Source organism: Klebsiella sp. PK18 (assembly GCF_057784655.1).
Genome location: NZ_CM173493.1, coordinates 2694431 through 2708847 on the forward strand (window position 1 = coordinate 2694431; position 14417 = coordinate 2708847).

The window sequence follows — 14417 nt, forward strand, 5'->3', positions numbered from 1 at the left end:
TGAAAAGTGAGCCGTGATGTTCGATCTCCACATCTTTTATTTACTGCTGATCTTTATCGCCGCCGGACTGGTCAAAGGGGTGACCGGCATGGGATTACCCACCGTGGCGATGGGCCTGCTTGGTCTGCTGATGCCGCCGCAGGCCGCAGCGGCGCTGCTGGTACTTCCCTCGCTGTTAACCAATCTCTGGCAGTTGCTGGCTGGCCCCGCGCTGGCGCAGATTGTGCGCCGCCTCTGGCTGATGATGACCGGGATTATTATGGGAACGCTGGCGGGGTCGTCACTGCTGATCAGCCTCAATCCTCGGTGCTCAGCGCTGGCGCTTGGCACCGTGTTGATAGCCTATGCCGGGTATGCGCTCTGTGGCCCGGCGTTGCAGGTTTCCGCCCGCGTGGAGAAGTGGCTGTCGCCGCTCATGGGCGGTCTGACCGGCGTTATCACCGGGGCGACCGGGGTATTTGTTATTCCGGCCGTTCCCTGGCTGCAGACGCTGGGCTTTCGTCGAGACGAACTGGTGCAGGCTCTGGGGTTGTCGTTTACCCTCTCCACCCTGGCGATGGCGGCCGGCCTCTCCCTGCACGATGGCTGGCATGCTGATTCGCTGCTGCTGTCGGGGCTGGCGCTGTTGCCCGCGCTACTCGGCATGTGGCTGGGACAGTGGATCCGCTCGCGTCTCAGCCCGCGACGCTTTCGTCAGGGCTTTCTGCTGTTCCTGCTGGCGCTGGGAATGGAGCTGATCGCCAGGGGATGGCTGACCTGAATCCGCTAGCGGCGAGTAATGTGCTTCACGTTGTACTTACTGGTGTTCTGGTAGATCTCTGAGAAATCGACGATCGCCCGGTTTTGCGCATAACTCACCGACTGCACCCGCAGCAGGAGGCTGTTTGGCGCCACCTGCAGCAGCTCGGCCTGCTCGCGGGTCGCCAGCACCGGCGTATAGCTGCGGTGGCTCTCGATGATGGTGATATGACACTCTTTTTTGAAATAGTTGAATTTAGACTGCTCGAGGTTACCCACGCTGAGCCAGGGAAAGGTGGCGAATGGAATATAGCTGTTTTCCACGAGGATCGGGACCTCATCAATCAGCCGCAGCCGCCTGACGTAGTAAACTTTTTCCCCCGGCTGGATCTTTAACTGCTGGGCGATGGCCGGAGGAGCATCAAGCAGCGTGAATTCAATGACTTTGTTACGGTAGTTGGTGACGCCTACCACCTGCATCTGGTAGTTAAAGCCCTCCAGTTCTCCGCCGTGATAGTTACTTTTACGCACAATGCAGGTTCCGCTGCCGTGCCGCCGCGCGATCAGCTTTTCCTCCTCCAGTAGCGCCAGCGCTTTGCGCAGCGTCATCACCGAGACCTGCAGCTCCGCAGCGAGCGCTTTTTCGCTGGGCAGCATATCGCCCACGGCATAGTCGTCGCTGTTGATGCGGGCCTTCAGTTCAGTGGCAATCTTTTTATAAATCACTTTTAGATGTCTCGCTAAGGTGGCGCTCGTCAAACAGATAAGCTGATAACTTAATGTAAATAAAAGATTATTTTTACATTGCAGCGAAAACTTCAACACTAACTCATCTATAAATCTCGCCATATTTATATATCTGTCCAGCAACAATATGTATGACTTTCATCACAGATGGCCCTTTTCCTGCTCGGGATCCCGGTGGTCTGCTCCTAGTCTGATAAGCCTATTCATCAGGTCTGCGAAGACGAGAGGACAACCATGATTGGCGTGAAAAAGCTTCAGGACTTTTCCAAAGCAATGATCGGGCCGGTGCTATATCTGCCGGCTATCGGCCTGTTGATCGCCCTGTTCAGCATGACCACCAACCGGCTGTGGGTGGATGAAAGCAGCGCGCTCTACCTGTTGGGGAAATTCGTCTCCAGCATGCTCTGGGCGCTGATGAACCATCTCGGGTTTCTGTTCTGCCTTGGGCTGGCCAGCGGCCTGGCGAAAACCCGCAAAGCCGAAGCGGCCTTCGTGGCGGCGATGACCTGGCTGGTGTATCTGGCGGCGAACAATAGCTGGCTGACCCTGACCCATCGCCTGGCGTCCGGTGCCACCAACGCGCAACTGTACGGCAGTGGACAAACCTTTATCTTTGGCTTTCAGGTCATTGATATGGGCGTGTTCCTTGGGATTATCCTTGGCTGCGCCGTCGCCTTTGTCCACAACCGCGTGGTCGGCATTGAGTTTCGCGGCGCGCTGTCGATCTACGGCAACAGTAAGCTGGTGCTGATCGTGATGCTACCGCTGGTTGGCCTGTTTGCTATCGCCACCGTCTATCTATGGCCGATGGTTGAGCTGGGCATTTCGGCGCTGACCGGCTTTATGAAATCCTTTGGCGCCATCGGGGTCTTCCTGTACGGTTTTCTCAACCGGTTCCTGATCCCCACCGGGCTGCATCATCTGATCTGGTCGCCGTTTGTCTTTACCTCGATCGGCGGACAGCTGCTGATTGATGGTCAAACGGTTATTGGCGCCAAGCCTATTTTCCTTGCCGAAATCGCCCGTCATCCCATCGGGGCGCTGAGTGATTCCGCCCGGTTTTTAACCTACGGGATGGTGAAGATCTTCGGCACCGCCGGCATGGCGCTCGCCTTCTACCGTACGGCGAAACCGGAGAATAAGCAGCGGCTTAAAGTCACGCTGATCCCCTTAATTGTGACCTCCGTTCTGGTGGGGATCACCGAACCTTTTGAGTTTCTCTTTATCTTCACCGCCCCGCTGCTGTGGCTTATCTACTCCCTGCTGGACGGTTTTTTCCAGATGCTGGCCTGGCTGCTTCACGTGCGGGTCTGCGCCACCAACGGTCTTATCGATTTTGTCGTCTATAACCTCCCTGCCGGCGCCAGCGTGACGCGCTGGCCGGTATTTGTCGCCCTCGGCCTGCTGGAGACCGCCACCATGTACCTGGTCGGCACCTTCTGTATTACCCGTCTGCGGATGCTCACCCCGGGCCGTGAAGCGGCTGCCGATGCGGAGCCTTCCGAGCAGACGGGCCAGGCAAGCGAGATTGCCGATAAAGGTACGCTGGTGATTGCGGGACTGGGCGGAAAAGAGAATGTCTGCGTAGTGGAAAACTGTTTTACCCGTCTGCGGGTCGATGTGCGCGACCCCGCCCTCATCCAGCAGTCGCTGTTGAAAGAGAGCGGCGGGAGCAGCGTGCTGATTAAAGGCAACCATGTCCAGGTGATCTATGGCCTGGGGGTTAACAAAATTCGAACGGCGGTCAACGCCAGTCTGGGTGTTACTGAATAACGAGGTGGTAAATGAAAGATAATTTTGTGGTCACGATTGCCGGCGGCGGCAGTACTTATACCCCTGGGATTGTGATGATGTTGCTGGAAAATATGTCGCGCTTTCCCCTGCGGGAGATCCGTCTGTACGACAACCATCACCAGCGTCAGAAAACGATCGGCGACGCCTGCGCTATTCTGGTGGCAGAACGCTTCCCGCAGGTGAAGTTCAGCTATACCACCGATCCGCAGGCGGCCTTCACTGACGTCGATTTTGTGATGGCGCATATTCGCGTCGGTCTGTATGAAATGCGGGAAAAGGATGAAAAGATCCCGTTAAAATATGGCGTGCCGGGACAGGAGACCTGCGGTCCGGGTGGGATTGCCTACGGCATGCGCTCCATTGCCGGGGTGCTGGAGCTGGTCGATTATATGCAGCAATACGCTCCGAACGCCTGGATGCTCAACTATTCCAATCCGGCGGCCATCGTCGCGGAAGCCACCCGTCGCCTGCGACCCGACGCGCGCATCATCAACATCTGCGATATGCCGGTGGCTATCGAGGGGCTGTTTGCCGACATCCTCGGCCTGCCGTCGCGCAAGGCGCTGAACGTCCGCTACTATGGCCTGAACCATTTCGGCTGGTGGACCCGTATCACCGATAAAGCCGGTAACGATCTGATGCCGGCGCTGAAGCGTCACGTGGCGGAACAGGGATACAGCAGTCCAAAAGAAGATTTTCAGCATAAAGCGCCAAGCTGGATCGAAACCTTTAAAAAGGTGAAGGATGTGTTTGCCCTCGATCCGTCGACACTGCCTAACACCTATCTGAAATACTACCTCTATCCTGACTATGAGGTGGCGCACGCCGATCCAGACTTTACGCGGGCGAACGAGGTGATGGCCGGACGTGAAAAAGAGGTCTTCGATATGGCCCGGGAGATTACCCGTCGGGGCACGGCGGAAGGCGCGCATTTTCATGCCGGGGCCCATGCCACCTTTATCGTCGACCTCGCCTGCGCCATCGCTTTTAACACCCAGGAGCGGATGCTGTTGATCGTTGAGAACAACGGGGCGATCGCCAACTTTGATGAGACGGCGATGGTGGAAGTCCCCTGCCTGGTGGGCGTCAATGGCCCGGAGCCGCTGGCGATGGGGAAAATCCCGTCGTTCCAGAAAGGGTTGATGGAGCAGCAGGTGGCGGTCGAAAAGCTGGTGGTTGACGCCTGGGTTGAGGGTAGTTACCAGAAACTGTGGCAGGCCATTACGCTATCGAAAACGGTGCCCAGCGCCGCGGTGGCGAAAGCCATCCTCGATGAACTGATCGTCGCCAACGAAGGCTACTGGCCCGCACTGCACTGATCTTTTTCGTGATGGGTAAAATGCAGAGGATCCCCCTTCTCTGCATTTTTACCCAGCGTTCCCGCCGGCCACACATTCATCCTATAACCTCCTCCACGGGCTTTCTTCCCCTCCAGACCGTTGCCAGAAGGCCGCCATCCTCGTTTTACCCTGATCAAAGTAATGAAATATAAATTCTATTCCAGGATATTATGGCGTAAAAATGTGATCTGCGTTGTATTCTTTGATTTACATTAACCTACTGAAAACAACATCATTATTACCGGCCTGTAAATTTAACCTGGTTTTCATGGGGATATGCTCCCTCCATCCTTTGTGATTGGCTTCATGCATTTACCATTCTGCAACACCAATTTGAAATTAAATTTTCATAATGTGATCTTGTAGCATTCTCATTCCATTTCTTTGTGCCATATTCTTATCACGATAAATCGCCGCAACGACAGCAACGTGCCACACCAGGGCGCTGTCCACCGGCAGACGTCGGCGCTGCCGACGCACTGAAGACCGCTAACCCGAAAAGGAGAACGGATATCGACTACATCCATATCAACACCAAGCCGTAAACCTCTTTGACCGCCATTGCTTAGCGTACCCTGCCTTGTGCTGAGCAATTACACAAAGAAGAAAATCATTTAATTCAGTTAGATACGACAACACAGGCGTGATAAATCCTGACTGGGGAGATGTATTTTTATCTTGTGTCGTTCAACAAAATAAAGGGACTACCATGTCATTTATAACAAACCTGAACCAGCAACAGAGAAAACGACTTCATCAGATCACCTTAGTGGCCACCTTCGGCGGCCTGCTTTTCGGTTACGACACCGGCGTTATCAACGGCGCTTTTTCCTCACTGAAGCAGTACATGGCGCTGACCCCGACTACCGAAGGGCTGGTGATGAGCGTCCTGCTGATCGGCGCCGCGCTGGGCAGCGTGTTTGGCGGCAAGTTTGCCGACTTCTTCGGCCGGCGCAAATATTTACTCTTCCTCTCCTTTATTTTTCTTATCGGCGCCCTGCTTTCCGCCGCAGCTCCCGATATCACCACCCTGCTGATTGCCCGCGCCCTGCTGGGCTACGCCGTCGGCGGCGCGTCGGTCACTGCCCCCACTTTTATTTCGGAAGTGGCGCCTACCGAGATGCGCGGTAAGCTGACCGGCCTGAATGAAGTCGCCATCGTCATTGGCCAGTTGGCGGCGTTTGCCATCAACGCGATCATTGGCATCATCTGGGGCCATCTGCCGGACGTCTGGCGCTATATGCTGCTGGTACAGGCCATTCCCGCTGTCTGCCTGTTTGTTGGCATGTGGCGCGCGCCGGAAAGCCCGCGCTGGCTGATCAGCAAAAATCGCCACGAGGAAGCGCTGCATATTCTCAAACAGATCCGCCCGGCGGAACGCGCGCAGAAGGAGTATGACGACATCTCCACCCTGATCAAAATTGAAGCCGGCAATAAGTACAGCGCTCAGGGCACCTTCACGACTATCCTCAAAACGCCATGGATCCTCAAAATTTTGCTGGTCGGTATTACCTGGGCCGCGTTGCAGCAAACTACTGGGGTTAACGTCATTATGTACTACGGCACGGAAATTCTGAATGCTGCCGGCTTCTCAGAGCGTACCTCGCTGATCTGTAACGTGCTGAACGGTGTCTTCTCCGTCGGCGGTATGCTGATTGGCGTGCTGTTCCTTGTCGACCGTTTCAAACGTAAGACGATCATTATCTACGGCTTTGCCATTATGGCCACGCTGCACCTGATTATCGCCGCTGTCGATTACACCCTGGTGGGCGATCTGAAAGCCACCGCCATCTGGCTGCTGGGCGCGCTGTTCGTCGGTGTGATGCAGGGTTCCATGGGCTTTATTACCTGGGTGGTATTAGCTGAGCTGTTCCCGTTGAAATTCCGCGGGCTGTCGATGGGGATCTCGGTATTTTTCATGTGGATCATGAACGCGGTGGTCAGCTACCTGTTCCCGCTGCTGCAGGCGAAACTGGGCCTTGGGCCGGTCTTCTTCATCTTCGCAGCCATCAACTACTTAGCGATTCTGTTCGTGGTCTTCGCCCTACCGGAGACCTCCAATAAATCGCTCGAGCAGTTAGAAGAAGAGCTGTCATCGAATCACGAGGGTAAAAAATCTACGCGTCTCACCAGGGAGGTTGGCTATGATCGATAACATCACGCTGGATAATCTGCATATCGGCTGCAAGGCCAGTAATAAAGCGGAAGTGATCGCTATGATTGGCGCGGAGTGTAAAGCCAAAGGATATGTGAATCAGGAGTGCGTTCACTTTCTGCTGGAGCGTGAACATCAGGTTTCCACTTTTTTGGGGAATGGCATCACCTTGCCACATTTGCCGAAATCCGCGACGGATATCATTCTCAAAACCGGCATTGAGATCTTTCAGTTCCCTGATGGCGTTATCTGGGATCGCAGCAACGTGATGTTTATTGCCATCGGCGTCATCGCGAAAGAAAAAGAGCATATTGATGTGCTCAAAGAAATTGCCTCGATATTTAGCGATGAACTGATCGCTAACGCGCTGTCATTAATTTCAGACAAAAATGACTTCCTGAAAATTCTGCAACATAATGCCTTGCCTCATTAGGTATGACGCCAGCCGGAGCCTTGGCTCCGGCTGTTTCAGACCACTCCCGCAAGCGGCCAGCGGTGAATAGTAAATAGGTTTTAATTTAGCTGGTGATAGAGCCACATAAAATAATAACAATGGAAATTACCGTCATATTGTTAAATGGGCCATGGAGAATATTTCACTGCCACAATCAATTTTAAAAAAAAACCAATAAAAACAAGTGATTTCGTTTTTTACCCACCGTTCTCTACGCCTTTCCATTGCCATGCAGCGATCGCTGCATGCCAGTGATTACTGCGCTATTCCATTAATTTTGATTTATATCAATACCTCGTCGGGCATTAAACTGCATTTTACAGCGCGATTATTTTGGCAAGGTGTATACGACATTGGTTTTACGACTTGGATATTTCTTTAGCCGTCCCTCAAGCCTGTGGGGATGGTTGATGTGTAACGCGCTTAACGGCATCGCGATTGTGCTTTGCTTTCGCGCGATAAGCATCGTGACGGGCTTTAGCGAAGTGGTCTGGCAGGTCATCATCACGCTGGCTATTATTATATCAACCTGGTACAGCGCTAATTATTTCGCTGCGCTGGAAGCTCGACGCGATAAACGACGCTTTCTGCTGCTGGCCTGGGTGGTCATCACCATTCTGTTAAATTTCATTCACCTTGGCGGTGGTTAACGCTGTTAATGCAAGGATCATCTCATGACGCTGGCGATGCTGTGGGTGCTTATCAGTCATCATAAAGGGCTGACGCTGTTACTGATCGTGGTCATTGCGCTGGTGCTTATTGCGCTCATCCCGCTGGTAAAAAGGCTGTTGCGTAGCATCAACGGCGATCCCTGACCCTGTCCTGATGGCCGCCGACAGGCGGCCATGTATCCTGCGTTTTCGCTTCGCCCCCCCCCACCAGCCCCGTCCGGTATCCCACGCAGATCCAAAGCGCACAAAAGAAATGAGAACCATTATCAAACAAGCTGTGTTACCGTGTCAGCCCAACAAAATGACAGCTCAAAGAATACAGGGGGTTAGACAAGGTGAAGCGGAATTCAGGGAGCATCCGGGCGCGCGGGCTGCTGACGCTGGCGGTTGGCGTGCTCTTCTACAGTAGCGGTAGCACCGCCCGACCGGATCTTCAGCCGCTGGGGCCAAACATCGCCGATAAAGGGTCAGCGTACTATCATTTTACGCAACGTCAGTATGACTCCGCCGATGGCGAACGCCACTACCGGGTGTGGACTGCCGTGCCGGACAAAGCCCCGCCCGCCGCCGGCTATCCTGTGCTGTATATGCTGGATGGTAACGCGGTGATGGATAAGCTTAACGACGCCCTTCTGCAGCAGCTCTCCGCCGGCTCCCCGCCGGTGATCGTCGCTATCGGTTACCAGACAACGCTGCCCTTCGATACCGCCGCCCGGGCCTGGGATTACACTCCTCCGCTAAAGGCCTTCAAACCGCAAGTCGGGAAACCCGCGCTGCCGCCGCGAAAAACCGGAGGTAATGACCTGTTTCGTCAGTTGCTGACCGAAACAATGGTGCCGCAAACGGAAGCTCACCTGAAAATAGATCCCCACCAGCGCGCGATCTGGGGCCACTCCTACGGCGGGCTGTTTGTGCTCGACGCGTGGCGGAAGACCTCGCTGTTTCATCTCTATTATTCGGCCAGCCCGTCGCTGGGCCAGGCGCAGGAATCTCCGCTGAAGGGCAGCGAAGCCTTAAGCGCTACCGCCTTCTCCGGGAAATCGCTGTATCTGCTGGAAGGTGATGGCAAAGCTGCCCGGGAACCCACCGGCCACGTGGCTTCCCTGAGTGTGTTGCGACAAACCCAGCAGCAGCTGGCCGACAAAGGCCTGACGGTGGCTTTCTGGCGCTACCCTGGTATGACGCACGGTCAGATGTTTGACGTCTCGCTGCAGTCGGCTCTGCTGCATCTTTCCGGGCAGGCTCCGCTGGCGCATCAGTAATGACGCTACGCCCACCCGCAGCCGGTGGGCGTATCAGGACGACGGAGGCAGGTGTTTAATATCCACCGGCTCGCCGAACAGAAAGCCTTGCATCTCGTCACACCCTTCCTCTTCGAGGATCTGCAGTTGCCCGGCGGTTTCCACACCCTCGGCGATAAGCGGCGTATTAATTGAATTTCCCAGCGAAATGATGGCCCGCACGAATGAGCGGACCTGGGGATTACTCTCCACATCAAGCATAAAACTTCGGTCGAGTTTAATCACGTCGAAATGGAAATCGCGCAGCATGCTCAGGGAGGAGTAGCCGGTACCGAAGTCATCGAGCGCGATGCTGATCCCCATTTTTTGCAGATGATGCAGGACGCTAAAGGCCAGCTGCTTATTGATGATGAACGCCGTCTCCGTCACTTCAAACTCAAGCAGGCTGACCGGATAGGCGGTACGCATCAGGATCTCGCGGACTTTTTCGATAAAGCTGCGGTGACGCAACTGCACCGGCGAGATATTGACCGAAACTTTTCTGTTGAGACCCTTTTCCAGCGATTCGTTACACACCTGCTCGAGCACCCAGTAACCTAAGGGCACGATGGCGCCGCTCTCTTCGGCGATGGGAATAAACACGTCAGGCGGGATCGGCCCCAGCTGCGGATGCTGCCAGCGCAGCAGCGCCTCGTAACCGGTGATCCGGCGATCTTTGATGTTGCGGATAGCCTGATAGTGGAGCGAAAATTCTCCAGCGTGAATACCGCGCCGGATGTCGGCGGCCATCATATTGCGCTGCCGCGTCTTGTCATCCATTTCACGTTCGTACCAGCAAATCTTGTGGTCGAGACTGCTCTTTGCCCGATACATGGCCAGATCGGAATTGCTCAGTACCGTGTTAATATCCGTACCGTCCTCCGGGTAGACCGAGATGCCAATGCTGGCGGAGAGAACCACTTCCGTCGCGGCAAACGTCTGCTTACCGCTGAAGCAGTGCCAGAGGCGCGCAGCAAAGGCATCCACTTCACCCTCATCGGCAAAAGGTTTAACGGCCACAAACTCATCGCCGCCAAAGCGCGCGACCATCTCCTCCTTCTGCAGCGTTTTCAGCACGGCGCCTGCCACACGCTGCAGCAGCTGGTCACCAATCAGATGGCCCTGCAGGTCATTAATCTCTTTAAACTTGTCTAAATCGATGGTGAAAATGGCAAAGCGGCGGGCATCATTACCGGTGATCAGCTTTTCCACCCGCTCAAAGAACTCCACCCGGTTAGGTAAACCAGTCAGCGCATCGTAGCGCGCCATCCATGCGATGCGGTCATTAATCGCTTTTTGTTCACTGATGTCACGAGTGATTTTGGCAAAACCCAGCAGGGTGTTCTGCTCATCGCGGATGGTATCGATCATGACATGCGCCCAGAATCGGGAGCCGTCTTTGCGGTAACGCCAGCCTTCCCCTTCGAACTGTCCGCTACGCAGGGCGATTTCCAGGTTTTTCGCCGGTACACCGGAGAGTTGCTCAGATTCGCTATAGAAGAGACCGAAGTAGCAACCGATGATCTCGTCGCTCAGGTACCCTTTTGCCCGGCGGGCACCTTCGTTCCAGCTGATGACCATACCGTCAGTGCTCAGCATATATATGGCATAATCTTTAACACTTTCAATAAAGTGACGATAGGCGATATCCGTCAGGTGATCGTTACTCATGGTACAGCGCTCTCTGTGGCTCGGTCGTGGCAAAACGCACTAGATATAGCAGAACAACGCCCATGATGAATACAAGGTTAAGACGTTTTGTTGCCGCCTTTCTGGCCCTGGCAACCGCAGATAGCGCACCAGACAGCTCTGTTAAGCGTAGTGGAATCCACTGCGCCGGGTAATGACAATCTGACGATTTTTGCACTTAGGTCGCCCACTAATAGTTACTTTTATTGATTAAAAAGTTTGATTGAAAGAATAAATAAAAGGAGTAATGTTAATAATACTTTCTATGGAGGTTAAATATGTTGCGTGATTATTTAAAAGTGGAAAAAGAAGACCAGCTTGTTGAACAACAGAGCCGTCATGACAATAGCCAGCATTATTCTGCGGTGACTGAATGGGTTATTTTGAGTAAAGATGGTCAGCGTAAAGGACGGGTATCCCTGTTCGACCGTTTCACCACCCGCCGCTCCTGGAGCGACAGCTTTCGCATTACGCAGTTCGATAATGCGGGTAAAGTGGTGGTGGATAAACTCACTGACGCGCTGTAACTCCCCCGGATTCCCGGCCTGACGGGAGAATATTCATACGCAAAATTAACACCTGCATTAAATATATTGATGCGCCGCGCTTCGCCGCCGTCATGTTATTTTCATTCTGCATACCGATAATCTAATGGGTATTTTCGCCATGGTGAATGGCGCGAATGATTAACCCGAAAAAAATGCTGAAAATAAGCCCGCTGGTCGGGCTTTTTTGCGTGGGCCTCTCGCCTCCCCCCCGGTCACGACACAAAATGCCCATGACATCCCGTGCCGGTCTGTATACGATGCATATACGAATCATATATGGACTGTCTCTATGGGAATCGTCAAAATATCCGATCTATTGCACGATGATATTCGTGATGCCAGCAAAGCTATGTCCCGCTCCGTCAATGCCCAGGCGGAATACTGGATCCGTCTGGGCATGATGAGCGAGCTCTACCCCGAGCTTAACCACCAGCAGATCAAACTGCTGATGCTGAAATCCGGCTCTGACCGTCTGCTGGAGGTAATCAATGCCATCAATAATCATTAAAACCGCCGATGAACTCGCACGTCAGCGCCATGCCGGCCAGCTGCTGGCGTCGGTGTTTGATATGCTGGATACCTTTATCGTTCCCGGCGTAACGACGATGGCGATTAACGATCGAGTGGAAGATTTTATCGTCAACCAACTGCATGCCCGCCCGGCCAGCAAGGGGCAATACGATTTTCCCTATGTGTTGAACACCTCCATTAACGATGTGGTGTGCCACGGGATCCCCAAAGCGACCGAACATCTGCGCGCCGGGATGATTGTTAACGTCGATATCACCCTGGAGAAAGCGGGCATGATTGCCGACTCCAGCAAGATGTACCTGATAGGCGACGTCTCCCCGCTGGCCCGCCGGCTGGTAAAGACCACCTATGAAGCGATGTGGAAAGGCATTGAGGTGGTGAAACCTGGCGCGACGCTGGGCGATATTGGTCACGCTATTCAGCGCTGGGTCGAGGACCATGGCTACAGCGTGGTCAGAGAATATTGCGGTCACGGCGTCGGCCAGGAAATGCATGAGGAACCGCAGGTGCTGCATTACGGCCGCCCCGGGGAAGGCGCCGTGTTGCGCGAAGGAATGGTGTTCACCATTGAGCCGATGGTGAACCAGGGCGACAGCCGCATCAAAACCAAAAAAGATGGCTGGACTGTCGTCACCCGCGATAAAAAACTCTCCGCGCAATGGGAGCACACCGTGGCCGTCACCGCCAACGGATTTGAGGTGCTGACGCTACGCGACGACGAGCAGTCGCGGATCCGCTAAGTTTTCTTCTCCCGGCATAGCCGACATTTCTCGCTGGCGAGTACCTCTCTTCGTCAGCGCACTTTATTCCCTGGCCTCTATTGCCCCCCGCGTTCTCCACACCGCGCCGGGAGTGTCTGCTTTACTCCTCATAAAGTTAATCATAAAACGATAAAAATTTATTGTAAAACGATAAACACCAGGCTAACCTGCGCTCACTTTAACACCAGGGAGAAGCGGTATTCCCTCACCTGGATGTCGTACCGCGTTAAGGAGAAAACATGCGCTGGAACCGCTATCGCCGGGACAGACAGATCATTGCCGCCGTGCTGGTTTTTACCGTCATCGTGGCGGCGGGGATCGCCCTGCAGCCCGGCTTTCATCCCCCCAGCTCCCGGACGACGGGGGATAAACAGCTGGTCTCGATATTAACGCCCCTGCTTAATGGCGCCCGCGGACAGGTCGCCGCAGCGCTGATTACGCCTCAGGGGGTGCGCTACGGTCTGTGGGGGAGCGAGTATACGACACAGTATGAGATCGCCAGCCTGAGCAAAACCATGACCGCCAGCCTGCTGCTGGAGGCTATTCGCCGCGGCGAAGTCACCGCGCAGACGCCGGTGTCGGCGCTGGTCCCGGAGATTGTCAGCCCGGTGCGGGATGTTACCCTGGAGCAACTGGTTTCTCACCGTTCAGGACTGCCACCGCTCACCGCGTCGGTTGGGCAGCGGCTGGCTATTCTGAGCGATATTGCCCGGCGGCAGAATCCCTGGCGCTACGATCGACCCGCGCTGATCGCGATGATGAACCAGGCCACCCTGCAGCCGACGAAATGGTTTGATTATTCCAACGCCGGGTTTGCCCTGCTCGGACTGGCGCTGGAGCGGGCGTCCCATCGCGATTTTGCCACACTGATGGCGCAACGGGTCTTTGCCCCCACCGGAATGCAGGGCGCGGAAGTGGCCCGGCACAATACTCCAGCCTCGCCGACGTTTACCATGGGCTGGTCAGCCTCTGGTTTCCCTCAGCAGCCATGGGTGATGGACGCCTTCGCCCCCGCCGGCGGCGTCCGCGCCACGATTGTCGATATGGCGAAATATGCCCAGGCGCTGCTGGCAGGAAACCTGGCGGGCAGTGAAGGTATGCACTCCCTGTTCGCCACCGATGATCCCGATTCCCGGGTGGGTTATGCCTGGTTCACTACCCGCGTCCGCGGACGGGAGATCGTCTGGCATGACGGGCAGAGTGGCGGCTTTGCGGCAATGATGGCCTTCGACCGACAGCGACAGACCGCGGTAGTGATCCTCTCCGATACCGCCTGGCCGGTGATCGGACCTGCCATCAAGCTCTTACTGGCTGCCACCCCTGATGAACAGGAGGCGCGTAATGAACGGAATTGACATCCTCTGGGCGCTGTTAACGCTGTTGTCGGTGATCCTGTTTATTTCCGGCGACTGGCTGGCGCAGCGAAAAATACGCCTGCTCAATTATGTTTTGCTGGCGACCGGGGGTATTTATCTCGCCGAGGTTTTCCAGACCCTGCAGAATCTCGGCAAAATGGGCTACCTGTTTCGGATGCTGACCTGGACCATCCAGGCGTCGTTCATCACCCTCAGCCTCTACCGCGTCTGGACCCGTCCGTGGTTTGCCAGCCGTCGTCGCGGCGTCCGGGCGATGAGCGTTGTCTTCGCCGTGGCCCTTATGTCATGCTTGGCGCGGCTGGTGCTTTAATTATTCTCATCAATCAGGAAGGT

The 14417-nt window shown here is 54.9% G+C and carries 15 protein-coding genes; 13 read left to right on the top strand and 2 right to left on the bottom strand.

The genetic code is table 11. From position 1 onward, the window contains the following. Positions 1 to 16: 16 nt before the first annotated feature. On the top strand, positions 17 to 760 hold the full coding sequence (locus AC3EMD_RS13135) for a sulfite exporter TauE/SafE family protein (RefSeq protein WP_012541734.1): 744 nt from the start codon (positions 17 to 19) through the stop codon (positions 758 to 760). A gap of 5 nt (positions 761 to 765) precedes the next feature. On the opposite strand, the gene AC3EMD_RS13140 is transcribed toward AC3EMD_RS13135, so the two are convergent. Beyond that, complete coding sequence (locus AC3EMD_RS13140) at positions 766 to 1464, bottom strand: GntR family transcriptional regulator (RefSeq protein ID WP_012541735.1); 699 nt, start codon at positions 1462 to 1464, stop codon at positions 766 to 768. 255 nt (positions 1465 to 1719) lie between these two features. On the opposite strand from AC3EMD_RS13140, the gene AC3EMD_RS13145 reads away from it, so the two are divergent. The 7 genes from AC3EMD_RS13145 (at position 1720) to AC3EMD_RS13175 (ending at position 9161) form a co-directional block, all read left to right on the top strand. Continuing rightward, positions 1720 to 3258, top strand: coding sequence for a PTS transporter subunit EIIC (locus AC3EMD_RS13145; protein WP_302074157.1), 1539 nt, complete (start codon positions 1720 to 1722; stop codon positions 3256 to 3258). 11 nt (positions 3259 to 3269) lie between these two features. Continuing rightward, positions 3270 to 4598 carry a 6-phospho-alpha-glucosidase gene (locus AC3EMD_RS13150; RefSeq protein ID WP_008804902.1) on the top strand — a complete coding sequence of 443 codons (1329 nt, stop codon included), beginning with the start codon at positions 3270 to 3272 and terminating at the stop codon, positions 4596 to 4598. 730 nt (positions 4599 to 5328) lie between these two features. Beyond that, positions 5329 to 6774, top strand: coding sequence for a sugar porter family MFS transporter (locus tag AC3EMD_RS13155; RefSeq protein WP_023322608.1), 1446 nt, complete (start codon positions 5329 to 5331; stop codon positions 6772 to 6774). Beyond that, positions 6764 to 7207, top strand: a complete 444-nt coding sequence (locus tag AC3EMD_RS13160; protein ID WP_008804904.1) for a PTS mannitol transporter subunit IIA — start codon at positions 6764 to 6766, stop codon at positions 7205 to 7207. The genes AC3EMD_RS13155 and AC3EMD_RS13160 overlap by 11 nt, the downstream gene beginning before the upstream one ends. A gap of 431 nt (positions 7208 to 7638) precedes the next feature. Beyond that, complete coding sequence (locus tag AC3EMD_RS13165; RefSeq protein ID WP_008804905.1) at positions 7639 to 7878, top strand: hypothetical protein; 240 nt, start codon at positions 7639 to 7641, stop codon at positions 7876 to 7878. 24 nt (positions 7879 to 7902) lie between these two features. After that, complete coding sequence (locus tag AC3EMD_RS13170; RefSeq protein ID WP_012541739.1) at positions 7903 to 8043, top strand: hypothetical protein; 141 nt, start codon at positions 7903 to 7905, stop codon at positions 8041 to 8043. A gap of 191 nt (positions 8044 to 8234) precedes the next feature. Then, positions 8235 to 9161 (top strand): alpha/beta hydrolase, encoded by a 927-nt coding sequence (locus AC3EMD_RS13175; RefSeq protein ID WP_016161015.1) that lies wholly within the window; start codon positions 8235 to 8237, stop codon positions 9159 to 9161. Positions 9162 to 9194: 33 nt separating this feature from the next. On the opposite strand, the gene AC3EMD_RS13180 is transcribed toward AC3EMD_RS13175, so the two are convergent. Then, positions 9195 to 10850: a putative bifunctional diguanylate cyclase/phosphodiesterase gene (locus AC3EMD_RS13180; protein ID WP_012968236.1), complete on the bottom strand. Its 1656-nt coding sequence runs from the start codon at positions 10848 to 10850 to the stop codon at positions 9195 to 9197. A gap of 296 nt (positions 10851 to 11146) precedes the next feature. Between AC3EMD_RS13180 and AC3EMD_RS13185 the strand changes: the two genes are divergently transcribed. The 5 genes from AC3EMD_RS13185 to AC3EMD_RS13205 all read left to right on the top strand — a co-directional run bounded on the left by AC3EMD_RS13185 (position 11147) and on the right by AC3EMD_RS13205 (position 14394). Then, positions 11147 to 11395 carry a hypothetical protein gene (locus AC3EMD_RS13185; protein ID WP_008804908.1) on the top strand — a complete coding sequence of 83 codons (249 nt, stop codon included), beginning with the start codon at positions 11147 to 11149 and terminating at the stop codon, positions 11393 to 11395. A 310-nt stretch (positions 11396 to 11705) separates the two neighbouring features. Continuing rightward, entirely contained in the window at positions 11706 to 11924 is a 219-nt protein-coding gene (locus AC3EMD_RS13190; RefSeq protein ID WP_002904808.1) for a ParD-like family protein, read from the top strand. Beyond that, positions 11905 to 12687: a type I methionyl aminopeptidase gene (map, locus tag AC3EMD_RS13195; RefSeq protein ID WP_008804909.1), complete on the top strand. Its 783-nt coding sequence runs from the start codon at positions 11905 to 11907 to the stop codon at positions 12685 to 12687. The genes AC3EMD_RS13190 and map overlap by 20 nt, the downstream gene beginning before the upstream one ends. A 260-nt stretch (positions 12688 to 12947) precedes the next feature. After that, the gene (locus tag AC3EMD_RS13200) at positions 12948 to 14063 is read left to right on the top strand and encodes a serine hydrolase domain-containing protein (RefSeq protein WP_064170228.1); all 1116 of its coding nucleotides are present in this window, start codon (positions 12948 to 12950) and stop codon (positions 14061 to 14063) included. Further along, positions 14050 to 14394, top strand: a complete 345-nt coding sequence (locus AC3EMD_RS13205; RefSeq protein ID WP_016161013.1) for a hypothetical protein — start codon at positions 14050 to 14052, stop codon at positions 14392 to 14394. Before AC3EMD_RS13200 ends, AC3EMD_RS13205 begins: the two co-directional genes overlap by 14 nt. Positions 14395 to 14417: the final 23 nt, after the last annotated feature.

What these genes read in the sequence shown, in the direction of transcription:
- AC3EMD_RS13135 (WP_012541734.1), top strand. Translation starts at nt 17, where the DNA reads ATGTTCGATCTCCACATCTTTTATTTACTGCTGATCTTTATCGCCGCC.
- AC3EMD_RS13145 (WP_302074157.1), top strand. Translation starts at nt 1,720, where the DNA reads ATGATTGGCGTGAAAAAGCTTCAGGACTTTTCCAAAGCAATGATCGGG.
- AC3EMD_RS13150 (WP_008804902.1), top strand. Translation starts at nt 3,270, where the DNA reads ATGAAAGATAATTTTGTGGTCACGATTGCCGGCGGCGGCAGTACTTAT.
- AC3EMD_RS13155 (WP_023322608.1), top strand. Translation starts at nt 5,329, where the DNA reads ATGTCATTTATAACAAACCTGAACCAGCAACAGAGAAAACGACTTCAT.
- AC3EMD_RS13160 (WP_008804904.1), top strand. Translation starts at nt 6,764, where the DNA reads ATGATCGATAACATCACGCTGGATAATCTGCATATCGGCTGCAAGGCC.
- AC3EMD_RS13165 (WP_008804905.1), top strand. Translation starts at nt 7,639, where the DNA reads ATGTGTAACGCGCTTAACGGCATCGCGATTGTGCTTTGCTTTCGCGCG.
- AC3EMD_RS13170 (WP_012541739.1), top strand. Translation starts at nt 7,903, where the DNA reads ATGACGCTGGCGATGCTGTGGGTGCTTATCAGTCATCATAAAGGGCTG.
- AC3EMD_RS13180 (WP_012968236.1), bottom strand. Translation starts at nt 10,850, where the DNA reads ATGAGTAACGATCACCTGACGGATATCGCCTATCGTCACTTTATTGAA.
- AC3EMD_RS13185 (WP_008804908.1), top strand. Translation starts at nt 11,147, where the DNA reads ATGTTGCGTGATTATTTAAAAGTGGAAAAAGAAGACCAGCTTGTTGAA.
- AC3EMD_RS13190 (WP_002904808.1), top strand. Translation starts at nt 11,706, where the DNA reads ATGGGAATCGTCAAAATATCCGATCTATTGCACGATGATATTCGTGAT.
- map (WP_008804909.1), top strand. Translation starts at nt 11,905, where the DNA reads ATGCCATCAATAATCATTAAAACCGCCGATGAACTCGCACGTCAGCGC.
- AC3EMD_RS13200 (WP_064170228.1), top strand. Translation starts at nt 12,948, where the DNA reads ATGCGCTGGAACCGCTATCGCCGGGACAGACAGATCATTGCCGCCGTG.
- AC3EMD_RS13205 (WP_016161013.1), top strand. Translation starts at nt 14,050, where the DNA reads ATGAACGGAATTGACATCCTCTGGGCGCTGTTAACGCTGTTGTCGGTG.